Annotated in this window: 23 protein-coding genes and 1 pseudogene; 6 read left to right on the forward strand and 18 right to left on the reverse strand. The window is 69.0% G+C overall.

Annotated features, from left to right (window positions below; genetic code table 11):
- The first annotated feature begins 35 nt into the window (after positions 1-35).
- The 5 genes from ACIOJD_RS29835 (at position 36) to ACIOJD_RS29855 (ending at position 4,948) form a co-directional block, all read left to right on the forward strand.
- On the forward strand, positions 36-941 hold the full coding sequence (locus ACIOJD_RS29835; protein WP_401919398.1) for a 5'-3' exonuclease H3TH domain-containing protein: 906 nt from the start codon (positions 36-38) through the stop codon (positions 939-941).
- Positions 942-993: 52 nt separating this feature from the next.
- On the forward strand, positions 994-1,836 hold the full coding sequence (locus ACIOJD_RS29840; protein WP_401919144.1) for a siderophore-interacting protein: 843 nt from the start codon (positions 994-996) through the stop codon (positions 1,834-1,836).
- A gap of 358 nt (positions 1,837-2,194) precedes the next feature.
- Complete coding sequence (locus ACIOJD_RS29845) at positions 2,195-2,779, forward strand: sigma-70 family RNA polymerase sigma factor (protein WP_401919145.1); 585 nt, start codon at positions 2,195-2,197, stop codon at positions 2,777-2,779.
- A complete protein-coding gene (locus ACIOJD_RS29850; protein WP_401919146.1) occupies positions 2,776-3,528 on the forward strand; it encodes an anti-sigma factor domain-containing protein in 753 nt (250 codons plus the stop codon). The genes ACIOJD_RS29845 and ACIOJD_RS29850 overlap by 4 nt, the downstream gene beginning before the upstream one ends.
- 58 nt (positions 3,529-3,586) lie before the next feature.
- Complete coding sequence (locus ACIOJD_RS29855; protein WP_401919147.1) at positions 3,587-4,948, forward strand: cryptochrome/photolyase family protein; 1,362 nt, start codon at positions 3,587-3,589, stop codon at positions 4,946-4,948.
- Positions 4,949-5,159: 211 nt separating this feature from the next.
- Here the strand turns inward: ACIOJD_RS29855 and ACIOJD_RS29860 are convergent, their stop codons facing one another.
- The 13 genes and pseudogenes from ACIOJD_RS29860 to ACIOJD_RS29920 form a co-directional block, all read right to left on the reverse strand.
- On the reverse strand, positions 5,160-7,988 hold the full coding sequence (locus ACIOJD_RS29860; RefSeq protein WP_401919148.1) for a DEAD/DEAH box helicase: 2,829 nt from the start codon (positions 7,986-7,988) through the stop codon (positions 5,160-5,162).
- Between the two features lie 241 nt (positions 7,989-8,229).
- Positions 8,230-8,526, reverse strand: a complete 297-nt coding sequence (locus ACIOJD_RS29865; protein WP_401919149.1) for a hypothetical protein — start codon at positions 8,524-8,526, stop codon at positions 8,230-8,232.
- A gap of 206 nt (positions 8,527-8,732) precedes the next feature.
- Positions 8,733-8,846: pseudogene (locus ACIOJD_RS29870) on the reverse strand (IS481 family transposase); the annotation flags it as partial.
- Positions 8,847-9,027: 181 nt separating this feature from the next.
- Complete coding sequence (tatC, locus tag ACIOJD_RS29875) at positions 9,028-9,978, reverse strand: twin-arginine translocase subunit TatC (protein WP_401919150.1); 951 nt, start codon at positions 9,976-9,978, stop codon at positions 9,028-9,030.
- A 64-nt stretch (positions 9,979-10,042) separates the two neighbouring features.
- On the reverse strand, positions 10,043-10,339 hold the full coding sequence (gene tatA, locus ACIOJD_RS29880; RefSeq protein ID WP_401919151.1) for a Sec-independent protein translocase subunit TatA: 297 nt from the start codon (positions 10,337-10,339) through the stop codon (positions 10,043-10,045).
- Between the two features lie 239 nt (positions 10,340-10,578).
- Positions 10,579-10,776 (reverse strand): hypothetical protein, encoded by a 198-nt coding sequence (locus ACIOJD_RS29885; RefSeq protein ID WP_401919152.1) that lies wholly within the window; start codon positions 10,774-10,776, stop codon positions 10,579-10,581.
- Between the two features lie 171 nt (positions 10,777-10,947).
- On the reverse strand, positions 10,948-11,208 hold the full coding sequence (locus ACIOJD_RS29890; RefSeq protein ID WP_401919153.1) for a hypothetical protein: 261 nt from the start codon (positions 11,206-11,208) through the stop codon (positions 10,948-10,950).
- Between the two features lie 64 nt (positions 11,209-11,272).
- A complete protein-coding gene (locus ACIOJD_RS29895) occupies positions 11,273-12,229 on the reverse strand; it encodes a helix-turn-helix transcriptional regulator (protein WP_401919154.1) in 957 nt (318 codons plus the stop codon).
- Between the two features lie 17 nt (positions 12,230-12,246).
- Positions 12,247-13,203: a helix-turn-helix transcriptional regulator gene (locus ACIOJD_RS29900; RefSeq protein WP_401919155.1), complete on the reverse strand. Its 957-nt coding sequence runs from the start codon at positions 13,201-13,203 to the stop codon at positions 12,247-12,249.
- A gap of 194 nt (positions 13,204-13,397) precedes the next feature.
- Positions 13,398-13,772 (reverse strand): FKBP-type peptidyl-prolyl cis-trans isomerase, encoded by a 375-nt coding sequence (locus ACIOJD_RS29905; RefSeq protein WP_401919156.1) that lies wholly within the window; start codon positions 13,770-13,772, stop codon positions 13,398-13,400.
- Between the two features lie 43 nt (positions 13,773-13,815).
- Positions 13,816-14,751 (reverse strand): FKBP-type peptidyl-prolyl cis-trans isomerase, encoded by a 936-nt coding sequence (locus ACIOJD_RS29910; RefSeq protein ID WP_401919157.1) that lies wholly within the window; start codon positions 14,749-14,751, stop codon positions 13,816-13,818.
- Positions 14,752-14,895: 144 nt separating this feature from the next.
- Positions 14,896-16,257, reverse strand: a complete 1,362-nt coding sequence (gene pafA, locus ACIOJD_RS29915; protein WP_401919158.1) for a Pup--protein ligase — start codon at positions 16,255-16,257, stop codon at positions 14,896-14,898.
- Between the two features lie 9 nt (positions 16,258-16,266).
- Positions 16,267-17,526, reverse strand: coding sequence for an MFS transporter (locus ACIOJD_RS29920; protein ID WP_401919159.1), 1,260 nt, complete (start codon positions 17,524-17,526; stop codon positions 16,267-16,269).
- Between the two features lie 131 nt (positions 17,527-17,657).
- Here ACIOJD_RS29920 and ACIOJD_RS29925 point away from each other — a divergent pair, with 131 nt between their 5' ends.
- Positions 17,658-18,692 carry a LacI family DNA-binding transcriptional regulator gene (locus ACIOJD_RS29925; protein WP_401919160.1) on the forward strand — a complete coding sequence of 345 codons (1,035 nt, stop codon included), beginning with the start codon at positions 17,658-17,660 and terminating at the stop codon, positions 18,690-18,692.
- 114 nt (positions 18,693-18,806) lie between these two features.
- On the opposite strand, the gene prcA is transcribed toward ACIOJD_RS29925, so the two are convergent.
- The 5 genes from prcA to arc form a co-directional block, all read right to left on the reverse strand.
- Positions 18,807-19,571 carry a proteasome subunit alpha gene (prcA, locus tag ACIOJD_RS29930; protein WP_401919161.1) on the reverse strand — a complete coding sequence of 255 codons (765 nt, stop codon included), beginning with the start codon at positions 19,569-19,571 and terminating at the stop codon, positions 18,807-18,809.
- Between the two features lie 53 nt (positions 19,572-19,624).
- Positions 19,625-20,470, reverse strand: coding sequence for a proteasome subunit beta (gene prcB / locus ACIOJD_RS29935; protein WP_401919162.1), 846 nt, complete (start codon positions 20,468-20,470; stop codon positions 19,625-19,627).
- Between the two features lie 145 nt (positions 20,471-20,615).
- Positions 20,616-20,834: a ubiquitin-like protein Pup gene (locus ACIOJD_RS29940; RefSeq protein WP_384544939.1), complete on the reverse strand. Its 219-nt coding sequence runs from the start codon at positions 20,832-20,834 to the stop codon at positions 20,616-20,618.
- Between the two features lie 133 nt (positions 20,835-20,967).
- Complete coding sequence (dop, locus tag ACIOJD_RS29945; protein ID WP_401883492.1) at positions 20,968-22,479, reverse strand: depupylase/deamidase Dop; 1,512 nt, start codon at positions 22,477-22,479, stop codon at positions 20,968-20,970.
- Positions 22,480-22,732: 253 nt separating this feature from the next.
- On the reverse strand, positions 22,733-24,499 hold the full coding sequence (gene arc, locus ACIOJD_RS29950) for a proteasome ATPase (RefSeq protein ID WP_401883495.1): 1,767 nt from the start codon (positions 24,497-24,499) through the stop codon (positions 22,733-22,735).
- Positions 24,500-24,621: the final 122 nt, after the last annotated feature.

Here is a 24,621-nt window from a genome sequence, read left to right on the forward strand (position 1 = left end):
CGTGGGGCATCATCGGGGATGTGACGCGACGCCTGATGCTCCTCGACACCGCTTCCCTCTACTACCGGGCCTATTTCGGAGTCCCCGACTCCGTGCGGGCCCCGGACGGCACCCCGGTCAACGCGGTGCGCGGCCTGCTGGACTTCATCGGCCGCCTGGTCCACGACCACCGGCCCGACGAGCTGGTGGCATGCATGGACGCCGACTGGCGGCCGGAGTGGCGGGTGGAGCTGATCCCCTCGTACAAGGCCCACCGCGTGGCCGAGGCGCACGCGGAAGGACCCGACGAGGAGGACACCCCGGACACCCTCGCCCCGCAGGTCCCCATCATCGAGGCCGTGCTCGACGCCCTGGGCATCGCCCGGGTGGGCGTCGCGGGGTATGAGGCGGACGACGTGATCGGCACGCTCGCCGGCCGGGCGACGGGCCCGGTGGACATCGTCACGGGCGACCGCGACCTCTACCAGCTGATCGACGACGCCCGGGGAGTGCGGGTGCTGTACCCGGTCAAGGGAGTAGGCACGCTCCAGCTCACCGACGAGGCGGCGCTGCGGGAGAAGTACGGCGTCGACGGCGCCGGTTACATCGATCTGGCCCTGCTGCGCGGTGACCCGAGCGACGGACTGCCGGGCGTCCCGGGCATCGGCGAGAAGACCGCGGCCAAACTGCTCGACGCCTTCGGCGATCTGGCCGGGATCATGGCGGCGGTCGACGATCCGGGCTCCAGGCTCACCCCCTCCCAGCGCAAGCGGCTCGACGGAGCCCGGGATTACGTGGCGGTGGCGCCCACGGTGGTCCGGGTCGCGGGTGACGTTCCCCTGCCCGCCTTCGACCCGGCGCTTCCCTCGACGCCGCTCGACCCGGCCATGCTCGACGCGCTCGCCACCCGATGGGGACTCGGCGGTGCACTGCAACGCCTTCTCGTCACACTCCGGCGCTGAGTGTTAAGTTAGGTAAGCCTAAGTGTCGTAAGAGTGAGTCAGGGAGTCCGCCGTGGCAGAACAGCCGGTCCGTACAGCACCGACGACCCACGAGGGGCAGGTCCTGCGCACCGAGTGGATCACTCCGCACATGGTGCGCGTGGTCGTGGGCGGCGCGGGGCTGGCCGGTGTGCGGGCCGGTGAGGCCACCGATCACTACATCAAGCTGCTGTTCGGCGCCGAGGGTGTCACCTATCCGGAGCCGTTCGACATGGACCGGATCCGCGCGGAGTTCCCGCGCGACCAGTGGCCCGCCAACCGCACCTACACCGTGCGCGCCTGGGATCCGGTGGCCCTGGAGATGACGATCGACTTCGTCGTGCACGGCGACGAGGGGCTGGCCGGGCCCTGGGCGGCGCGGGCGCGACCGGGCGAGACCGTACGGTTCCTGGGCCCTGGCGGCCTGTACGCGCCGGACCCGGCCGCGGACTGGCATCTGCTGGTCGGCGACGAGAGCGCCCTGCCGGCCATCGCCGCGTCGCTGGAGCGGGTCCCGGCCGACGCCGTCGTCCACGCCTTCGTCGAGGTCTCGGGCCCCGAGGAGGAGCAGAAGATCACGACGCCCGACGGAATCGGGATCACCTGGCTGCACCGCGGCGACCGACCGGTGGGCGAGGCGCTGATCGCCGCCGTACGCGGCCTGGACTTCCCCGACGGCGACGTGCACGCCTTCGTCCACGGCGAGGCGGGCTTCGTGAAGGAGCTGCGCCGTCATCTGCGACTGGAGCGGAACATCCCGCGCGAGCGGCTGTCGGTCTCCGGGTACTGGCGGCTGGGCCAGACCGACGAGGCGTGGCGGACCGTCAAGCGCGAGTGGAACGAGCAGGTGGAACGTGAGCAGGAGTCCGCGGCCTGAGCGCGTCCGGGAAGCGGCGGAGCACAAGAACGTAAAGGCGAGTAGAGAGCGGCCCGGACAGGACAGGGCCTGGTGAACGCGAGGAAACCCCGGCGGCAGGGCTGCCTGCCGCCGGGGTTTCCTCGCGTTCGTGACCGGCTCTCGCCACCCGCCCAGCAGGCCCTGCTGCTCGTACACCCGGCCCGTCGGCACCACGTGCCGGCCCCGCCGCCCGTCACCCACACGGCGCCACCCACGCTTCCCGACCAATCCATGGCGGCCATGGCTCCGAACCCCTTGGGAGAAGTGTGCTCGGGACGCCGGCCGGCCCGTGCGACATGATGCCGGAACGCCCGTCCGTACCGTGAAGGAAAGCCGCGTGAAAGAAGCCGTATACATCGGTGGGCCCGCCTCGGCGAGGCCCGATCTGCAGGAACTGCTCGTCCAGGCGGCCCGGGGTGACCAGGATGCCTTCTCCGACGTGTACGACGCGGTCTGCGCGCCCGTCCTCGGCCTGGTCCGCACCGTCCTGCGCGATCCCGCCCAGTCGGAGGAGGTGGCACAGGAAGTGCTGTTGGAGGTCTGGCGTACCGCTGCCCGTTTCCAGCCCAGCCGCGGCAGCGCCATGGCCTGGATACTCACCCTCGCCCACCGCCGCGCGGTGGACCGGGTGCGCTCGGCCCAGGCGTCCAGCGACCGGGAGCACCGGGCCGCACTGCTGGAACGGACCCCGGCCTACGACGAGGTCACCGAACAGGTGGAGGGCCGCCTCGAACGGGAGCAGGTACGCCGCTGTCTGCGCACCCTCACCGAGCTCCAGCACCAGTCCGTGACCATGGCGTACTACCAGGGTCTGGCCTATCGGGAGGTGGCCGAGTTACTTTCCGTCCCGCTCGGCACGGTCAAGACCCGGCTCCGCGACGGTCTCATCCGGCTGCGTGACTGCCTGGGGGTGTCCGCATGACCGCGGATCTGCACACACTGACCGGTGCCTACGCGCTGCACGCCCTGGAGCCCCAGGAGCGCGCCGAGTTCGAACGCCATCTGAACGCGTGCCACGCGTGCGCCCAGGAGGTGCGCGAACTGAGCGCCACCGCCGCCCGGCTGGGGCAGGCCGTGGCCATGACACCGCCGCCCCGCCTCAAGGAGCAGGTGCTCCGGCGGATCGCCACCGAGCGCCAGGAACCCCCGGTGCTCGCCCCACAGTCCCACTCGGGCGGCGGCGCGGGGCGCGGTCGCTCGTTGTCCCGCTTCACCCTGGCCGCCTGCCTGGCCGCCGCGGCGGCCTTCGGCGGAGTCGCCGTATGGCAGTACGAGGAGGCACGGGACGCACAGCGGCGGGCCGAGGCGTCGCGGCAACAGTCCGAAGCCCTGGCCGTCGTGCTCGCCGCTCCGGACGCCAAGATCACCACGGCGAGGCTGACGAACGGCGCCACCGGCACCGTGGTCGTCTCCCCCAGCCGGAACCGGGCCGCGTTCCTCGCGTCCGGGCTGCCGAAACCGCCGAACGGCATGGTCTACCAGCTCTGGTACAACGACGGCGGAACGATGCGGGACGCGGGCCTGATGGACTCCGCGACCGGCTCGGACGCCGTCCTGATGGCCGGTCCCGTTGGCGCGGCCTCAGGGATGGGCATCACGGTGGAACCGGCGGGCGGCTCCGCGCAGCCCACCTCCGCCCCACTGGCGCTGATGAACTTTCCGGGCCTGTAGGGGCGGGCGTACGACACAACCGCCTGGACGCGCGGGCGCACACAGACAGGACACGTACATGAGCGTTGCCGTCGTCCTCTTCACCTCCGACCTGCGGGTGCACGACCAGCCGGTGCTGCGCGCCGCCCTGAGCGGCGCCGACGAGGTGATTCCGCTGTTCGTGCGCGATACGGGGGTGACCGCGGCGGGTTTCGACGCCCCCAACCGACTGGCGTTCCTGGCCGACTGCCTGGCCGCGCTGGACGCCGGACTGCGCGAGCGCGACGGCCGGCTGGTCATCCGTACGGGTGAGGTGTGCGAGCAGGTCCGCCGGGTGGTGCGCGAGAGCGGTGCCCAGGAGGTCCATGTCGCCGCCGGGGTGAGCTGGTACGCCGTACACAGGGAGGAGCGGCTCCGCACGGAGCTGGCGGGCGTGGGATGCGCGCTGGTGGCGCACGACGCGGTCGTCACGGTGGTGCCTCCGGGGCAGATCACCCCGTCGGGCAAGGACCACTTCGCGGTCTTCACCCCGTACTTCCGCCGCTGGGAGGAGACGGGCCGGCGTGCGGTGATGACGGCGCCCAGGACGGTGCGGGTCCCGGCGGTCGACAGCGAACCGTTGCCGGAGCGCGCGGCGGTCAAGGGGGTCTCGCCCGGCCTCGCCGAGGGCGGTGAGGAGGTGGCCCGGAAGCGGCTGTCGTCCTGGCTCGGCGGGGGAATCGAGTCCTACGAGGACCGGCACGACGACCTCCCGGGCGACGCGACATCCCGGCTCTCCCCCTACCTCCATTTCGGCTGCCTCTCCCCGGTGGAACTGGCGCACCGGGCCGATCGGGCACGGGGCGTGGGTCCGGCGGCCTTCCTGCGGCAGCTGGCCTGGCGGGACTTCCACCACCAGGTGCTCGCGGCCCGGCCTCTGTCCGCGTGGTCGGACTACCGCACGCGTGGCGACCGTTGGCGTACGGACGAGAAGGAGATCGCGGCCTGGCGCGAGGGCCGCACCGGCTATCCGGTGGTCGACGCGGCCATGCGCCAGCTCCTCCACGAGGGCTGGATGCACAATCGGGGACGGCTGCTGGTGGCGAGTTTCCTCACCAAGACGCTGTACGTGGACTGGCGGGTCGGCGCGCGGCACTTCCTGGACCTGCTCGTGGACGGGGACCTCGCCAACAACCAGCTCAACTGGCAGTGGACGGCGGGCACCGGCACGGACACCCGCCCCAACCGGGTCCTCAACCCGCTTGCCCAGGCCAGGCGGTTCGATCCGCGTGGCGACTATGTACGGCGCTGGGTCCCGGAGTTGGCCGGGCTGAAGGGGCCGGACGTCCATCAGCCGTGGAAGCTGCCGGACACGGACCGGGCCCGGCTGGACTATCCGCACCCGATCGTGGACCTCGACGAGGGCAGGGACCGCTTCGCACGGGCCCGGGGCGTCGACTAGGGCGCGCCCGGCCGATCCTCCGCCGGGCCCGGAGCGCCCCTACGCGGTCGACGGTTCCGCGAAGGTCGCCTGCGGCAACGTCCACACGGCCGGCGCGCCAGGCGGGCAGGCAGGCAGGCAGGCAGGCAGGCAGGCAGGCAGGGACAACGCGCGGGCCCCGTCGGATCATCCCGACGGGGCCCGCAATTGTCACGGTGCTATCCCTACGGCCTCAGCCCACCGAGCTGTACGCCACCACTCCGCGCAGCACCGCGTCGACCGCCTTGCGGGCGTTCTTCGCGACCGTGCTGTTGTCGCGCGGTGCCGCCGCGGCGACCTGGCCGAGCACATCGATGACCTGCTTGCACCAGCGCACGAAGTCACCGGCCGGCATCTCCGCCTCGCGCAGCACCTCGTCCAGCCCCTTGCCGGACGCCCACATGTAGACCGCCCAGGCGAAACCGACATCGGGCTCGCGCTGCCCGACACCCTCCGTCTGACTGATCTTCAGGTCCTCTTCCAGGGCGTCGAGCCGACCCCAGATACGGACCATCTCCCCCAGCGCGGTCTTCGCCGCGCCCGAGGGGACCTTGGGCGCCACCGCGTCGTCGGACTGCCGGGCCTCGTACACCAACGCCGATACACAGGCGGCCAGTTCGGCCGGGCCCAGTCCTTCCCACACCCGGTCGCGCAGGCACTCACTGGCGAGGAGATCCAGTTCGCCGTAGAGCCTGGCGAGCCGCTTGCCGTGCTCGGTGACCTCGTCGCCGCGCAGATAGTCCAGCTCGGTGAGGAGCGCCACGATCCGGTCGAAGGTGCGGGCGATGGTGTTCGTCCGCCCTTCGATCCGGCGCTCCAGCTGACGGGTGTCCCGCTGGAGCCGGTGGTAACGCTCGGCCCAGCGGGCGTGGTCCTCGCGCTCGTCGCAGCCGTGGCAGGGGTGGGCACGCAGCTCCGTACGGAGCCGGGCGATCTCCCGGTCGTCGGCGGCGGGCGCACGCTGCTTGCGGTGCCGCTCGGGCACCACGTGTCCGGCTTTGGTACGCAGCGCGGACGCCAGATCACGGCGCGACTGCGGCGAGCGCGCGTTGAAGGACTTGGGGATCCGCATCCTCTCCAGCGCCTCCACCGGCACCGGGAAGTCGATCGACGCCAGTCGCTTGACCTGCCGCTCGGCGGTGAGCACCAGTGGCCTGGGCCCGTCCTGGTACTCGAATCCGCGGTGTCCGTTGGCGCGCCCGGCCGGCAGCCCGGGGTCGAGCACCAGCGCGAGGCCGGCGAACTTGCCGGTCGGAACATGGATGATGTCGCCCGGCTTGAGCTTCTCCAGCGACGAGGCGGCGGCGACCCGGCGCTGCGCCGCGCCCTGTTTGGCCAACTCGGTCTCGCGGTCCTTGAGATCGCGGCGCAGCCGCGCGTACTCCTCGAAGTTCCCCAAGTGGCAGGTCATACCGGCGCGGTAGCCGTCGAGCCCCTCTTCGTTCTTCTGCACCTGCCGGGAGATCCCGACGACCGACTTGTCGGCCTGGAACTGCGCGAAGGAGGTCTCCAGCAGCTCGCGCGAACGGTGCCGGCCGAACTGCTGGACCAGGTTCACCGCCATGTTGTACGAGGGCCGGAAGCTGGAGCGGAGCGGATACGTCCGGGTCCCGGCGAGTCCGGCGAGCGCGCCCGGGTCCATGCCGCGCTGCCAGAGCACCACGGCATGGCCCTCGATGTCGATGCCCCGGCGTCCCGCCCGGCCGGTCAGCTGGGTGTATTCACCGGGGGTGATGTCGGCGTGCTGCTCCCCGTTCCACTTGACCAGCTTCTCCAGTACCACGGACCTGGCCGGCATGTTGATGCCGAGCGCCAGCGTCTCGGTGGCGAAGACCGCCTTGACCAGGCCCCGGACGAACAGCTCCTCGACGACCTCCTTGAAGGTCGGCAGCATCCCCGCGTGGTGCGCGGCGATGCCCCGCTCCAGGCCCTCCAGCCATTCGTAATAGCCCAGGACATGGAGGTCCTCACCGGGGATGGAGGCCGTGCGCTCCTCGACGATCTCGCGGACCCGCCGCCGCGCGTCGTCGTTGTTGAGCCGCAGGCCCGCGTACATGCACTGCTGTACGGCGGCCTCGCAGCCGGCCCGGCTGAAGATGAAGGTGATGGCGGGCAACAGGCCCTCGGCGTCGAGCCGCTCGATGACCTCGGGCCTGGCGGGCGTCCAGATCCGGCCACGCTGCCGACGCTCGCGCTCCCGGTCCGCCTCACGGATCATCTTCCCGCGCCGGCGCTCGCGCGGGTTGTAGGTGCGCTGATTCTCCATCCGGGCCAGCCGGACCAGATCGGGATTGACCTCACGCCGGCCCCCGCCACGGCCGCCGTGGTCGGTCTCCTCCTCGAAGAGGTCGTACATCCGGCGTCCGGCCATGACGTGCTGCCACAGCGGCACGGGCCGGTGCTCGGAGACGATCACTTCGGTGTCGCCCCGGACGGTGTCCAGCCAGTCGCCGAACTCCTCGGCGTTGGAGACGGTCGCCGAGAGCGACACGAGGGTGACCGAATCGGGGAGGTGGATGATCACCTCTTCCCAGACGGCGCCCCGGAAGCGGTCGGAGAGGTAGTGCACCTCGTCCATGACCACATAGCCGAGTCCGAGAAGCGACTGCGAGCCCGCGTAGAGCATGTTGCGGAGCACTTCGGTGGTCATGACGACCACCGGAGCGTCGGAATTGACGCTGTTGTCGCCGGTCAGCAGGCCGACCTTGTCCGCTCCGTAGCGCTTGGCCAGGTCCGCGTACTTCTGGTTGGAGAGCGCCTTGATGGGTGTGGTGTAGAAACATTTGCGGCCCTCGGTCAGGGCCAGGTGTACGGCGAATTCGCCGACGATCGTCTTGCCCGAGCCGGTGGGCGCCGCGACCAGCACGCCCTTCCCGGCCTCCAGGGCCTGGCAGGCCTCGATCTGGAAAGGGTCCAGGCCGAAGTCGTACATCTCGCGGAAGGGAGCGAACGCCGTGGCCTGCTCGGCGGCGCGGATCCGGGCAGCGGCGTAGCGCTCGGCGGGTGAGAGGTCCTCAGTCATCTTGCGATCGAGCCTACCCGCCACCTCTGACAGTCGGCGCGATCTTTAACGCAGCCAGGAACGCACCTGCGAAATAGGCACTACGGCGGCGGCAGTCGTGGGGCTGCTGACCGTTGGTCCGGCCACAGCCACCGAAGCCACACCGCAGGAAATCCACAGAGGTAGCACCACATGTTTCAGCTACTCCTGGGATGACAGCGGCATCATCTCGACAACCATCTACGCCACCAACAACTGCGGCTCAACCAAGCGCCTTCAGTTCAGCTTCGGTGGCGTCACCGGGTGCATGTCGGTACCTGGTAACACCCGGGAGCACCACAAGTATGCGCTCTTCAACCCGTCTGGCTTCAAGGAGGCGGTCTCGTTTGTTGTAGCGGGTAGCGCGCGAGCGTTGTTTCTGCTTGAGGCGGTTGAAGCAGCGTTCGACGACGTTGCGGCAGCAGTAGACCTGGCAGCCGAGGTCGCGCAGGCTTTCGCCGCGGCGTCGGCGTCCGCTGATCCGGTCGACGCGCTCGGGGGATCGTGCAGGCGATGTCACGTCTGCACAGGTAGGCGTGGTTTTCGCGGGCCGAGTAGCCATTGTCGTCCCGACCCCACACGGGTCGGCCTGCTCCGCGTTCGCAGGAACGCGAGGGGGTGTCCGCGACCGTCGCAGGCGAGAAGAAATCTTCGTGCTCAGTCCGCCGTGTGAGCGTCCGAGCGCTTCGCGGGTCCCACGATTCCATCCGTCGACAGCCACGGAACCGCCCGAAGCCGGTCTTCCCACGACCCGTACCGCTTCGCCAGCACTCGTTCGACGGCCTGCCGCAGCGGCCAGCCGTCATCCACGACACAGCGGGCCTGCCGCAGACGCGCGATCTCAGTTAAGGGAGACGCGGCGCGGCATGAGCGCCTTTCTGGTTACCGATGCGGATGTCGCAATCCACACCGAGCAAGAAGGCCCTCACTTATCCAGGGACCACAGAGCCGTGGCGTTCGTCACCAACCCCGGTGGATAGAACACCTGGTGCGGCAACGTGCCAGCTCACCAACCTGAGAATCAGGTGATGTCGTCGTAACCATTCAGCCGGTGGCTGGTCCGGCCCGTGTCGGACTGCTCAGGCACGAAGGGTGGCGAGACGGGCTCGACGGCACTGATCCTCTCGGGAGTCAGGTCCAGGTCCGATGCCTCGTCGTCATCGAGATCCGCGTCCGGGTTGTTCCGGCGGCGCCGTCGGTCATTGACGAAACAAACGCCCAGCGCCATGAAGTACAGAACGATGATGGGAGCAGCCAGCGAAAGCATCGTGAGCGGGTCGCCGGTCGGGGTCGCGAACGCGGCGAAGACCGTGATACCCAGCACAAAACCGCGCCACCAGCCGGCGAGCCGCTTCGCCGTCAGCACACCGGTGAAGTTGAGCAGCACGAGCAGCAGGGGGAGCTCGAAGGCCAGCCCAAAGACGATCACCATCCGCACGACGAGATCGAGGTAGTCGTCCACCGGCAACAGGTTGCGTGTGTCCTCGGGGGTGAAGCCGAGCATGACCCTGGCGGTCTGCGGAAGAATTTCGTAGGCGAGAACGGCACCACCGAGGAAGAGCGGTACACCGACCGCGGCGAACATCAGCGCGTACTTCTTCTCGTGGTTGTGCAGGCCCGGCGCCAGGAATCCCCAGAGTTGGTACAACCAGATCGGCGTGGACAGCACCACACCCGCGACAAGGGAAACCTTCAGCGCCGTCGAGAAGGGCGCGAGCAGGCCATTGAACGTCATGTCAGCGCATGGCTGACCATTCTCCTGACGTCCCAGAGGGCCAGCGCAACCGACCGACTCCAGGACGGGCTTGATCAGGAAGGCGATGATGTCCGTATAAAAGACCGCGGCGACGATCGCGATGAATACGATCGCCAGCACCGACTTGAGCAGTCGGTTTCGCAGCTCACGCAGGTGCTCCGCGAGTGGCATGCGCCCCTCGGCGTCTTTCTCCTGCTTCGGGGCAGACTTGAGCAACCCGCGTCCCTTGTCTCGTAGCGGCGTCCGTCAGCGGCCGCCGGCAGCCGTCAGGTGAAGTGCGTCAGCTCTGCGTGGTGCTGCGGTTCGGCTCGCTGACTGGACGAGCGCCGGCGACATCGCCGGGGAACGCCTGGATCGTCCGCGGTGCAGCCGGCTGGTGGGCGGTGGTGTCGGCCGAGGCGTCGGCGGCGGGAGCCGTCTTCTCGTCGTCCTTCTTCATGGCCTTGGCCTCGCTCTTGAGGATGCGGGCCGACTTGCCGAGCGAACGCGCCATGTCGGGAAGCTTCTTGGCGCCGAACAGCAGCAGGACGACTGCGATGATCAAAAAGATCTCGAGCGGCTTCAGATTGCCGATCATGTGCGACTTCCTTCTCACTGAGGCGGCTGGAGTGGGGCTGCCCTTTCGACCGGGCCGGGCCCGGTAATGGTGCCGACAGCGATCGTAACCCGCGGGAGTAAACGTGAGGCAATGCCTGTGCATACGCCCGGCGGCGGCCCTCGCCGCGAAGTCCGGGCCACGATCGTCACCCTACCGCCAGGAAGGATCGGCGAGGAGAGTGCGGCGGCGCTCATGACCGCAGACGATTCCGCCCTCCGTCACCGCAGCGCGTCTCCGGTCGAGGCCAGCCTCGTGGCCGCACGCTCCAGGTCCTCGGCGGCCCGGTTGATCCGGTCCGTGGTGGCGGCGACCTGGCGGCCGAGTCGCTGGGCTTCGAGGAAGACACGGATCGCCAGGACCCCGAGTACGGCGATGCCGAAGAACCCCAGAGCGATGGCGAGCATGGGCCAGAACATGGGCAGAACCTAGACCGTTCTCAGAGACTTCTCATCCCCGGACAGCTGAATCCGAGGCTGCTTGAAATTGCTTGAAACGACCTTGCGGAAGAACCGCAGGGAGGTGCGGCACGGAGGAGCCGCGCGCAAGAGCCGCCAGGGCCTGTCCGGCGGATCTTCGCGGGACAGACCTTAGACGGTCGAGTGGAGGCGCAGCGTCCGCACACCACCGCCGGTGAGGAGTTCGATGATGCGCTCACCGGCGGGCCTGCGGACCGCGGTCTCGCACTCGGGGCAGGTGAAGGAGTAGAAGGTGGTCTTCCGGCTGGCCCCGATCGCGAGACGCAGCGCGCCCGGGGAGAGTTCGAAGCGGCCACGGCACTCGGGGCAGGCCGCTCTGAAGAGGACCGGGACAACGGTCGAGAATCCCGGCAGTCCAGTTATCGCCGACATGTTCCTTGGCTCTCCTTGTCCCCAGCCGTTCAACACTGTCCCCAGCCGTTCGGCACTGAGCCGTTCACTGCTGGACGTCGTACGCCGCGAGCGCGTCACCGGCCGCCAGCCGCGCGCTCTTCGCCAGATCCGGTGGGGACACGATCCGTCCGTCCCCGCCGAGCCGTAGCGCGAGCCGTCTCAGCGAGGTGGGCACGGAGGTGCGCAGGGTGATGCGCAGACCGCCGTCGGGAAGCTCGACCGCGGAGTCGTGCGGGTAGTACTCCGCCACCCACCGGCCGCCGGGGCCGACCTCGACCACCACCTCGGGGTCCTCCGCCGATGGCTGCACCAGCCCCTCCGACAGGTCCCTGAGCTCCAGCTCCGGGGGCGCCGCCGGAGCATCCAGCAGCCTGATCTCGGCGACCCGGTCGAGCCGGAACGTACGCCGCGCCTCGGAGAGCCGGCACCAGGCCTCCATATAGGTGTGGCCCACGGCGAACAGCCGGATCGGGTCGACCTCGCGCTCGGTCAGCTCGTCCCGCGCCGGGGAGTAGTAGCGCAGCCACAGCCTGCGGCGCTCGGAGATGGCGCGGTCGACATCGGCGAACACCCCGCCCTCGGCCTCGAAGGTCACCGAGAGCCGGGAGCTGGCGCCCGCCGCCTCCCCGGCCGCGGTCTCCAGCTTGGCGGTGGCACGCAGCAGCGCCTGCCGGTCGCTCTCGCGCAGACCGGGCAGGGTGGCGACGGCTCGGGCCGCTACGAGCAGTGCGGTGGCCTCGTCGGCGGCCAGCCGCAGCGGTTCGGCGACATCGTCCGCGTTGTGCCACCAGATCCGGTCACCGTCGGTGTCGATGTCGAGGAGGTCGCCGCCGCGGAAGCTGGTCCCGCACATGGGAAGGACGTCGAGGTCGGAGATCAGCTGGTCCTCACTGATACCGAACGCGCGCGCGACATCACTGACATGGGCGCCGGGGCGCTCCCGCAGGTAGGTCACCAGCGAGAGCATCCGCCGGGTCTGGTCGATGGCGTTGGCTGCCATGGTGTGTACGAGCCCCCTCAGCCTTTGGCCACGGCGCGCAGCCGGTCCACGACGTCCGCCCGCAGGTCCGCGGGCTCCAGTACGACCACGTCCGGCCCGAACTCCACGAGCCAGGCGTCGAGACCGTGGCCGTACGGGATCTCCAGTTCGTCCCAGCCGTCGCCCAGCTCTCTCGACGACAGCGCCTTGGAACGCAGCGGATAGCCGCACCCGGAGCGCAGCTTGATCAGTGCGGAGCGGGTCGCGGTCTCCCCCGCCCAGCCCTCCACGGTCTCCCGCACGGTGACCACATCGGGCACGGGCGCGCCGAAGACTCCGGCGCGGGAGCGGACCTTGCCGGTGATGCGGGAGAGCCGGAAGACGCGCTCGGCGCCGCGGTCGCGGTCCCAGCCGGCCAGATACCAGTGGCCGCGCCAGCACTCCAGCGTCCAGGGCTCGACCTGGCGCGGCTCGGGGCGGGCGGCGTTGGCCTTGCGGTAGTCGAAGACGACGGGGCGCCGGTCGCGGCAGGCGAGCATCAGCGGTTCGAACGCGGCCTCGTGGACGGGGATGCGCGGTTCGAGGGCACTGTGGTGTGCCTCGTACGAGTCCTCCGCCTCGGGCATTCCGGCGGCGCGGAGCTTCTGGAGGGCACCGCTCGCCGCACCGGCCAGCCGCGCCTGCTGCCAGACCTTGGCGGCGAGCCCGAGCGCGGCGGCCTCTTCGGCGTCGAGCGTGATGGCGGGCAGCCGGTTGCTGTCGCGGCGGGCGAGATATCCGGTCTCCCCTTCCAGGTTCTCCACCGTCTCGATGACCAGGCCCAGTTCGCGCAGATCGTCCTTGTCGCGCTCGAACATCCGGTTGAAGGACTCGTCGGTGCCCGCTTCGAGGTAGGCCTCGATGGATTCGCGCAACTCGCGCTTGCTGAGCGGACGCCGGGTCCCGAGCAGGCACAGCGCCAGATTCATCAGCCGCTCGGCCTTGGCAATCGCCATCGACGCCCCACACCCCACTTGATCGTGCCGCATCCGCCCGCTGACCGTACCGCCCCCGGGTGTCGCGGCAAAGTCGTGGCCACGGTCCGGGCAACCGTCCGGACACAAGCCGAGGGCCCACGCCGGACGGCATGGGCCCTCGGATGTCCGGACCTGATCGCCTGATCGAAAGCGAAGCGATCAGCAGGAGATGATCAGACCGCGATCAGATCGCAGACGAAGATCAGCGTCTCGCCCGGGGCGATACGGCCGCCACCGGCGCCGCGGTCGCCGTACGCGAGGTGCGCGGGGATGATCAGCTGCCGGCGGCCGCCGACCTTCATGCCCTGCACGCCCTGGTCCCAGCCGGCGATGACCTGTCCGGCGCCGAGCTGGAACTGGAGCGGGGTGCCGCGGTTCCAGGAGGCGTCGAACTCTTCGCCACTGGAGAAGGCCACGCCCACGTAGTGGACGGAGACGGTGTCGCCCGCCTTGGCCACCGGGCCGTCGCCTTCGGTGATGTCCTTGATCTCCAGATCGGCCGGCGGCTCGCCACCCGGGAAGTCGACCTCGGGCTTGTCGATGCTCACTGAACTGCTCCTCCAAATGATGAACTGGGCAACCGGGACAGTGTTACACCTTCGCCAGGATGTCCACTGCGAACACCAGCGTGGAGTTCTTCGGGATGCCCTGCTGCTCCTGGTCGCCGAAAGCCTGGTCCGGCGGAAGCACGATGAGGACCCTGCTGCCCACCTTCTTGCCGACCACACCTGTCTTGAGACCCTTCAGGGTCAGCTGCGGCAGCGGGAAGGTGGCGGTACGGCCCGTCTTGTACGTGCTGTCGAACTGCTTGCGGTCCTTCCAGATGAACGCGCTGTAGTTCAGCACGACCGTGTCCGAGGCCTTGACCTCGGCGCCCTTGCTCTCCAGCACGTAGTTGGAGACCAGCTTCTTGGGCGGGTCGGTCTTCGGGATCGTGACCGTCGGCTCCTTGCCGTCGTCGTTGGTCCCCACCTTCGGCAGGTCGGCGTCGTTCTGCGCGACCTCCGAGCCCTTGGCGGACTTCGGGACCTGGGTCGCCTTCACGATGTCGACGACGAAGACCAGCGTGGCGTTGGGCTTGATGTCGCCCTGGCCCTGGGCTCCGTAACCGAGCTCCGGCGGGATCCCCAACTCGACGCGGCTGCCGACCTTCTGGCCCTCCAGGCCCTGGTCCCAGCCCTTGATGACCTGTCCGGCACCGAGGGTCAGGTCGAGGGGCTGCTTGCGGTCGAAGCTGTTGTCGAACGGCTTGGCGGAGTCCCAGCTCTGACCGAGGTAGTTGACCTGGAGCGCTTCGCCCTTCTTGACCGTGGCGCCGTCCCCCTTGCTGAGGACATCGACCGTCAGCTTCTTGGGCGGGCTCCCCTCCCCCTTCTCGAGGGTCGGCTTCTCACCGAACTTGCTTCCGGCGGTGACCGCGGGAAGTCCGTTCTTGGACGAGGTGGAGTCGGAGCCTCCGCTGTCTCCGCAAGCTGCTGTCGACAGCAGCAGCAAGGGGACGACGATCAGGCCGGCAAGTCGGCGCACGTGTTCCTCAGATCTCAGACGGCACAGTAGTTGCCCGACACTCTAAGGCGTGACGAGGGCCCCGTACGCGATACGTACGGGGCCCGGTCCGCATTCCACCAATGCGTGTCACACGCCTGCTGACATACCGCCAGGCATACCGGATCACATACCGGCGATCAGCTTTTCCACCCGGTCGTCGACAGACCGGAACGGGTCTTTGCAGAGCACCGTGCGCTGTGCCTGGTCATTGAGCTTGAGGTGCACCCAGTCGACGGTGAAGTCCCTGCGCTGCTCCTGGGCGCGGCGGATGAAATCGCCGCGCAGTCGCGCCCTGGTGGTCTGCGGGGGCACGGACTTGCCCTCGAAGATCTTCAGGTCGTTGCAGATCCGGGCGGCCTGGCCCTTCTTCTCCAGCAGGTAATAGAGACCACGACGGCGGTGGATGTCGTGGTAGGCGAGGTCTATCTGAGCGACTCTCGGATGCGACATGGTCATGTTGTGCTTGGCCCGGTACCGCTCGATGAGCTGGTACTTCATGACCCAGTCGATCTCGGTGGCGATACGGTCGAGATCCTCCGCCTCGATCGCGTCGAGCGTACGGCCCCAGAGCTCCAGGACCTGTGCGACGGTGCCGGTGCGGATGCCCCGCCGGTCCACGAAGTCGACGGCCTTCTCGTAGTACTCCCGCTGGACCTCCAGCGCGGAGGCCTCCCGGCCGCTCGCCAGGCGCACCTTGCGCTGGCCGGTGAGGTCGTGGCTGACCTCCCGGATCGCCCGGATGGGGTTCTCCAGGGTCAGGTCACGCATCACCGTGCCCGCCTCGATCATGCGCAGCACGAGATCAGTGGCGCCGACCTTGAGCAGCATGGTCGTTTCGGACATGTTCGAGTCGCCGACGATGACATGCAGACGGCGGTAACGCTCCGCGTCCGCGTGCGGCTCGTCGCGGGTGTTGATGATCGGGCGGGAGCGCGTGGTGGCGGAGCTGACGCCCTCCCAGATGTGCTCGGCCCGCTGGCTGACGCAGTAGACGGCACCCCGCGGGGTCTGGAGCACCTTGCCGGCGCCGCAGAGCAGCTGCCGGGTGACGAGGAAGGGGATGAGGATGTCCGCGAGCCGGGAGAACTCTCCGTGACGGGCGACCAGATAGTTCTCGTGGCAGCCGTAGGAGTTTCCCGCCGAGTCGGTGTTGTTCTTGAAGAGATAGACGTCGCCCGCGATTCCCTCCTCGTGCAGGCGGCGTTCGGCGTCGACGAGCAGGCCTTCGAGAATGCGTTCGCCCGCTTTGTCATGCGTGACCAGCTCGGAGATGTTGTCGCATTCGGGAGTTGCGTATTCCGGATGCGAACCCACGTCGAGGTAGAGACGGGCACCGTTCCGCAGGAAGACATTGCTGCTGCGGCCCCATGAGACAACACGGCGGAAGAGGTAGCGCGCCACTTCGTCAGGTGACAGTCGGCGCTGTCCCCTGAACGTGCACGTGACGCCGTACTCGTTCTCCAGCCCGAAAATGCGGCGGTCCATGTCTGAACATTACGCCTGATGGCCTGAGCTGAAACCGGGTTCGGCCGCCCCGCTTCGATCATTTTCCGTCGGAGGTGTGGCATTCGACGGACTGACCGGATCCGCGAGGACCCGCCGAGTGGCCAGCAGCACCAGCAGAGCGGCGATCCCTCCGGCCCCCGCGACCCCGAAGCTCGCGGGCGTGCCGCCGATCTCGACGGCCGGGCCCGCCACGGCCGTTCCGAGCGAGGCGCCGACGCCGAAGGTGGTGACGAGCCAGGAGAACGCCTCGGTGACGGTGCCTCGGGGCGCGTGCCGGTCGACGACCACGAACGCACAGGCCAGCGCGGGCGCCAGGAAGACTCCGGCGACGGCGCAGAGCACGGTCATCACGGCCACGCCCGGCGTGAGCGTCAACGGCAGATAGCCGAGGGCCAGCAGGACGACGATCGCCCGGAGCCGGCGCTCGGGGGTACCGGCCCACTCGCGGGCTCCGTACGCCATGCCACCCACCAGCGCGCCGAGCCCGAGGGCCGCCATCAGCCACCCGTAGATGGACTCACGGCCGTGGTCGTCGGCGTAGGCGATGCCCGCGACCGTGATCGAGCCCATCGCCATACCGACGAAGAGGAACGCACACAGCAGGGCGAGGAGTCCGGGCGACCGCAGGGCACCGAGCCAGTGCGCCTCGCGTGGTGCGGAGCGCCAGGCCCGGGAGGGCCTGGACAGGATGACGGAGAGCGCGCCGCACACCCCGATCACGTTGATGACCAGGAGCGCGGCGGCCGGGGACCAGAGCGCGACCAGTACGGTGACGAGCAGCGGGCCGGCGGTGAACATGACTTCCTGGGCCACGGCGTCCATGGCGTACGCCCGGTGCACCCGGTCGTCCCCGCCCAGGACGTTGGGCCACAGCGCCCGCAGCCCGCCCTCCAGCGGCGGGGTGAAGAAGCCACCGATCGTCACGGCCGCGTAGGCGAGCAGCAGAGCGTCCGTTCCGACGGCGGCGAAGACGACCATGCCCAGCGCGGAGACCACGGCCGCGGGGAGCTGCACCCGTGGCTGCCCCAGCAGATCCACGGCCCGGCCGAGCAGCGGCTGGCCGATGGCCATGGCGATGCCGTACACCGCCGCGAGTGCGCCGGCGAGGGTGTAGCTGCCGCCCTCGGCGCGGGTGAACATGACGATCGCGATGTGGCCGGTGGCGCTCGGCAGCCGGCCCACGAGCGTCCCGGTGAGCAGCCGTGCGGCGTGCGGCGCCTTGAGAATGTCCACATAACCCGTGGCCATGTCCCGCCCCCTCTTCCTCAGGTCGTCCCGGCCCGACCGGGGTTTTACGTATAACTTCGAGCGTCATACGTACCATGTGCGCAGTCCGCGGGTCCACCCGCGATCACACCGCGCGACGGAGAACGGCAACGATGACAGAGCAGTCCGCCCGGCCCACCAGCAGAGATGTGGCACGGGCCGCGGGAGTGTCCCAGGCCACCGTCTCCCTCGTGCTCGCCGGCAAGTCGCGCGGCCGGGTCTCGGAGCGGACCGCCGGGCTGGTGCGGGAGGCGGCGCACGCGCTCGGCTACCGCCCCAACCTCGCGGCCCGCAACCTGCGGCTGGGCCGGACCAGGACGGCGCTCCTGGTCGTGCCCGCGCTCACCAACGAGTTCTTCGCCCGGGTCTACACGGGCGCGGCCGAGGTCGCCGGCGAGCACGGCTTCGGGGTGGTCCTCTACCCCTCCCCCGCCGGAGTGGGGCCCGCCAGGGACCCCTTCGCCTCCGCGCGGGCCGCGCTGGACGGGGTGATCGCCTCCTCGATGGCGACCGGCGCGCTGGACGCGATCCGCGGCGCGGACGGCGCGGATCTGCCGCTGGTGATGCTGGACAGCGATCCGGCGGCGCCCGGGGCCGCTGCCCGGGTGAATCTGGATGTCGCCGACGGCATGCGGCAGGTGACGGAACACCTGCTCGGGCTCGGCCACCGGCACCTGGTCCATCTCGCCTCCGCGATCGCCTCCTGGACGTTCGACGTACGCGCCGACGCGCTGGCCGGTGCGGTACGCGGCGTCCCCGACGCGACCGTACGAACCGTCCACGCACCGCTGGAAGTGGGCGCCGCACGAGAGGTCGTGGAACGCGCCCTGACCGCCCCTGGCCCCCGGCCCACGGCGCTGGTCTGCGACGACGACATCCTGGCCGCGGGAGCCTGCAAGGCGGTGCGCAGGCTCGGCCTGCGGGTGCCCGAGGACCTCTCCGTGACCGGCTTCGACGATCTGGCCCTCGCGACGGCGGTGGAACCGGAGCTGACCACCGTACGGCTGCCCGCCGAGCGGATCGGCGAGCGCGGCATGTCGGCGCTGCTGGCGGTCCTGGACGGACAGCGGCCGGAGACCGGCGATCTGCCGGTACGCCTGGTGGTCCGCGCCTCGACAGCGCCGCCGCCCTCGATATCCCGCCCCTGAGCACACCACGCCGGCCGGGCGGGCCCGGCCCGGACGACTTGGCCGCAAGGACCCCTCAGACGCCTGTGCCCCGCTCCGCGGGCGCGGAGCGGGGCACAGGCGGGAACACACCGGTCACTCGTCGGTGTCCTCCGCCTCCTCGGTGTCCGAGGGAGCGTCCGTCGGGGTGGACGCGGCACCGTCCGCCTCCAGCAGGCGGGAGAGCTGGCGACCGACGATCCGCTTGAACTTGCGCTGCTGCGGTCGCGTACGGTCCAGGACGGCGACCTCCAGCCGCTCCGCGGGGATCTCCCGCTCGCCGCCGTTGGTGTCCCGGGACAGCGCCTGGACGGCCAGCTTCAGCGCCTCGGCGAGAGACATCCCGTCGCGGTGCCGCTGGTCGAGGAAGGTGCTGATCTGCTCCGCGTTGCCGCCGACCGCGACCGAGCCGTGCTCGTCCACGATCGAACCGTCGTGGGGCAGCCGGTAGATCTGGTCGCCGTCCGCGCTCGCGCCGACCTCGGCGACGACCAGCTCCACCTCGTAGGGCTTCTCGGCGGAGCTGGAGAAAATGGTGCCGAGCGTCTGGGCGTAGACATTGGCGAGGCCACGGGCCGTCACATCGTCGCGGTCATAGGTGTAACCGCGCAGATCGGCATAGCGGACGCCGCCGATGCGCAGATTCTCGTATTCGTTGTACTTGCCCGCGGCCGCGAAACCGATGCGGTCGTAGATCTCGCTGAACTTGTGCAGCGCACGGGACGGATTCTCGCCGACGAAGACAATGCCGTCGGCATACTGCAGCACAACCAGGCTGCGACCGCGTGCGATGCCCTTGCGGGCGTATTCCGCCCGGTCGGCCATCGCCTGCTGGGGTGAGACATAGAACGGCGTCGACACCGGCTATCCGTCCCTTTCTGTCAGTGGCATTTTTGTTCAGAAGAGGGCGGCCGTCAGAGCAGCGCGGCACGCGGGCCGTCGGGCTGCTCCAGCCGACGCTCGAGGATCGAGCGGGCGATCTCGGAGGACTCGGCCTCCGTGAGCTTCTTGAAGCCCTCATCGGTGATGACGGTGACGATCGGATAGATCCGGCGGGCCACGTCGGGGCCACCCGTCGCCGAGTCGTCGTCAGCGGCGTCGTACAGCGCCTGGATGACCAGAGTGGTGGCCTGCTGCTCCGTCAGGTCCTCACGGAAGAGCTTCTTCATCGCGCCACGGGCGAAGATCGAGCCGGATCCCGTGGACGCGTAGCCGTGTTCCTCGGAACGGCCGCCCGTCACGTCGTAGGAGAAGATGCGGCCCTTCTGCCGGTCCACGTCCCAGCCGGCGAACAGCGGGACGACCGCCAGGCCCTGCATGGCCATGGCCAGATTGCTGCGGATCATCGTGGAGAGCCGGTTGGCCTTGCCCTCCAGGGACAGCTGGACCCCTTCGACCTTCTCGAAGTGCTCCAGCTCCAGCTGGAAGAGCTTGACCATCTCCACGGCGAGACCGGCGGTGCCGGCGATGCCCACGGCCGAGTACTCGTCGGCCGGGAAGACCTTCTCGATGTCGCGCTGGGCGATCATGTTGCCCATGGTCGCCCGCCGGTCACCGGCGAGCACCACACCGCCGGGGAAGGACGCCGCGACGATCGTCGTGCCGTGCGGTGCTTCGATGGCGCCCTGCAGGGGCGGCAGCGAACGCTTGCCGGGCAGCATGTCCGGCGACTGGTCGGACAAGAAGTCCATGAACGAGGACGAGCCGGGCGTCAGGAAGGCGGCCGGCAGACGCCCGGTGCTCCGAGGATTGGCTTCCACACGATTCCTTCCGGAAGGGCGGCGGCCCGCCACTCGCGCCGGGCCGATCTTTCGCACTGTGCACGGACCTTACCCGCGCCGTCGCCGGTCATCCGCCCCGGTGCCACCGGCTTTCACCGGCCGGCCCCGGGACGGACAACGGCTGCTACTCGCCGCCTTTTTGGACGAAGGAGCGCACAAAGTCCTCCGCGTTCTCTTCGAGTACGTCGTCGATCTCGTCCAGCACGGAGTCGACGTCGTCCGACAGCTTCTCCTGGCGCTCCTTGAGGTCCTCGGAGCCCTGCGCGTCCTGCGCCTGTTCCTCGGTCTCCTCCGTGGAACGCGTTGCCTTCTGCTGTCCGCCGCCGGTGTCCTTGGTCGCCATATCCCTCACCCCGCTCGGTTCGCCCCGCTCGATGTGACCTTCAAGATCAGACCCTACAAGCCGGGTCCGACATCGGCCCCGTACTTCTCGAACGTACGGGGACCACCTTCATGATTCCCGGACGGAGACCATTTCAGCCTCCGGACAGCACCCGGACCAGCTCTTCCGCGGTGCGGCACCGGTCGAGCAGCTCCTTGACGTGGTTCCGGGTGCCGCGCAGCGGCTCCAGAGTGGGCACCCGTTGCAGCGAGTCACGGCCCGGCAGGTCGAAGATCACCGAGTCCCAGGACGCCGCCGCCACATCGTCCGCGTACTGCTCCAGACAGCGGCCGCGGAAATACGCTCTGGTGTCTTCCGGAGGCTTGGTTCTGGCCCGTTCCACGTCCTGCTCGTCCAGCAGCCGCCGCATCTTGCCGCGGGCCGCCAGACGGTTGTAGAGGCCCTTGTCGGGACGGACGTCGGCGTACTGGAGGTCCACGAGATGCAGCCGTGCCGCGTCCCAGTCCAGGCCGTCGCGGCGGCGGTAGCCCTCCAGGACCTCACGCTTGGTGATCCAGTCCAGCTCGCCGGACAGGCTCATCGGATCGTTCTCCAGCCGGTTGAGCGTGTCCTCCCAGCGGCCCAGGACGTCCTTGGTCTGCTCGTCGGCGTCGACGCCGTACCGCTCCTCGACGTACTTCCTGGCCAGCTCGAAGTACTCCATCTGGAGCTGGACAGCGGTGAGTGTCCGGCCGCTGCGGAGCGTGACGAGACGGCCGAGGGAGGGGTCGTGCGAGACCTGGTGCAGCGTACGGACCGGCTGGTCCACGGCCAGGTCGACATTGATGAAGCCGTCCTCGATCATGGACAGGACGAGCGAGGTCGTGCCGAGCTTGAGATAGGTGGAGATCTCCGACAGGTTCGCGTCGCCGATGATCACATGCAGCCGGCGGTATTTCTCCGCGTCCGAGTGGGGCTCGTCGCGGGTGTTGATGATGGGGCGCTTGAGCGTGGTCTCCAGCCCCACCTCGACCTCGAAGTAGTCCGCGCGCTGGCTGATCTGGAAGCCGTGCTCGTGGCCGTCCTGGCCGATGCCGACGCGGCCCGCGCCGGTGACGACCTGCCGGGAGACGAAGAACGGCGTCAGATGGCGCACGATGTCCGAGAACGGGGTCTCCCGCTTCATCAGGTAGTTCTCGTGCGTGCCGTAGGAAGCGCCCTTGTTGTCGGTGTTGTTCTTGTACAGATGGATCGGCTGGGCGCCCGGAAGCTGGGACGCCCGCTCGGCCGCCTCGGCCATGATGCGCTCGCCCGCCTTGTCCCAGAGGACGGCGTCACGCGGGTTGGTGATCTCCGGAGAGCTGTACTCGGGGTGGGCGTGGTCGACGTACAGCCGCGCGCCGTTCGTGAGGATGACATTGGCCAGGCCGATGTCCTCGTCGGTGAGCTGGCTGGAGTCGGCTGTCTCGCGGGCGAGGTCGAAGCCACGGGCGTCCCGCAGCGGATTCTCCTCCTCGAAGTCCCAGCGGGCGCGTCGCGCCCGGTGCATCGCCGCCGCGTAGGCATTGACGATCTGGGACGAGGTGAGCATGGCATTGGCGTTCGGGTGGCCCGGGACGGAGATTCCGTACTCCGTCTCGATGCCCATTACTCGCCGTACGGTCATGCGGCCCTCCTTGCCCGGCGGCGCTCCCCTCCGGGAGCGGCGCTCAAGTACCGCTGGTGCTCCGGTGCGTGTGCGGTGCCCGGCCCCGCACTGCGCGACGCGGCGGTACGGAAGAGCCTAGAACGCCTCTGCGCTGCTGGGGAGATCATTTCCGTCATTGGCCTGGTGTGGTGGTTGGCCCGTGGGGTGGACGGTGCGGGTGAAAACAACCGGCTGCGGATGCCCTTCCGGACACCCGCAGCCGGTCCGCGCTCTACAGGTACTGTCCGGTGTTCGCCACCGTGTCGATGGAGCGCCCGGTGTCCGCGCCCTGCTTTCCGGTCACCAGGGTGCGGATGAACACGATCCGCTCGCCCTTCTTGCCGGAGATACGGGCCCAGTCGTCGGGGTTGGTGGTGTTCGGCAGGTCCTCGTTCTCCTTGAACTCGTCCACGCACGCCTGGAGGAGATGGGAGACCCTGAGGCCCTTCTGGTCGTGGTCGAGGAAGGCCTTGATGGCCATCTTCTTGGCCCGGTCGACAATGTTCTGGATCATCGCGCCGGAATTGAAGTCCTTGAAGTAGAGGACTTCCTTGTCGCCATTGGCGTACGTGACCTCGAGGAAGCGGTTCTCCTCGGACTCCGCGTACATCTGCTCCACGACGGACTGGATCATTCCGTGCGCGGCGGCCTCCTTCGAGCCCTTGTGCTCGGAGATGTCGTCCACGTGCAGCGGCAGCGAGGGGGTCAGGTACTTGGCGAAGATGTCCTTCGCCGCCTCCGCGTCCGGACGCTCGATCTTGATCTTCACATCGAGCCGGCCGGGCCGCAGGATCGCAGGGTCGATCATGTCCTCGCGGTTGGAGGCGCCGATGACGATGACGTTCTCCAAGCCTTCCACACCGTCGATCTCGGCGAGCAGCTGCGGAACGATGGTGTTCTCCACGTCCGAGCTGACACCGGATCCGCGGGTGCGGAAGAGGGATTCCATCTCGTCGAAGAAGACGATGACGGGAGTACCCTCGCTCGCCTTCTCCCGGGCACGCTGGAAGACCAGGCGGATATGGCGCTCGGTCTCACCGACGTACTTGTTGAGGAGCTCGGGACCCTTGATGTTGAGGAAATAGCTCTTCCCCGCGGGCCGGCCGGTCACCTCGGCGACCTTCTTGGCAAGGGAGTTGGCCACGGCCTTGGCGATCAGTGTCTTGCCGCAGCCGGGCGGGCCGTAGAGCAGGATGCCCTTCGGCGGCCGCAGTTCGTGTTCCTTGAAGAGGTCCGGGTGGAGGTACGGGAGCTCGACCGCGTCGCGGATCATCTCGATCTGGCCGCCCAGACCGCCGATCTTCTCGTAGTCGACGTCCGGTACCTCTTCGAGGACCAGCTCTTCGACCTCGCTCTTGGGAACCACTTCATAGACATAGCCGGAGCGGGGTTCGAGCAGCAGGGCGTCGCCGGGGCGGATGGTGATGTCCAGCAGCGGCTCCGCGAGCCGCACCACCCGTTCCTCGTCGGTGTGCCCGATCACCAGGGCGCGCTCGCCGTCCTCGAGGATCTCCTTGAGGGTGACGATGTCCCCGGCGCGCTCGAACTCCATGGCCTCGACCACATTGAGCGCCTCGTTGAGCATGACTTCCTGGCCGCGCCGGAGCTCTTCGAGCTCGACGCCGGGGCTGACGTTCACCCGGAGCTTGCGGCCCCCGGTGAAGATGTCGGCCGTACCGTCCTCATTCGCGTGCAGAAAGACCCCGAAGCCCGCCGGCGGCTGCGCGAGCCGGTCGACCTCTTCCTTGAGGGCCACGATCTGGTCGCGGGCCTCACGCAGCGTATTGGCGAGCCGCTCGTTCTGCGCGGACACACCCGCCAGGTTCGTCTGCAACTCGACGATCCGCTCTTCGAGAATTCTCGTGTGCCGCGGAGAGTCGGCGAGCTTACGTCGCAGGACGGCGATTTCCTGCTCGAGATAGGCAACCTGGCCGGCTGGGTCTTCAGACCCCCGCCCGGGCCGGATGCCGCGGTTGATGTCGTCGTCGTGGGCTGCCACGGTCCTCACCTCCTCCAAGGGGAGCTGGACGCTTCCTGACCCTACCTGGGTGGGTGATGATTGAAACCCCTAGATCACAAAGACTGTCGGGGTGTGTCCGATCTTCACCCTTGCGCTCTCCC

Source organism: Streptomyces sp. NPDC088116 (assembly GCF_044741745.1).
In the GTDB taxonomy this organism is placed as follows: Bacteria; Actinomycetota; Actinomycetes; order Streptomycetales; family Streptomycetaceae; genus Streptomyces.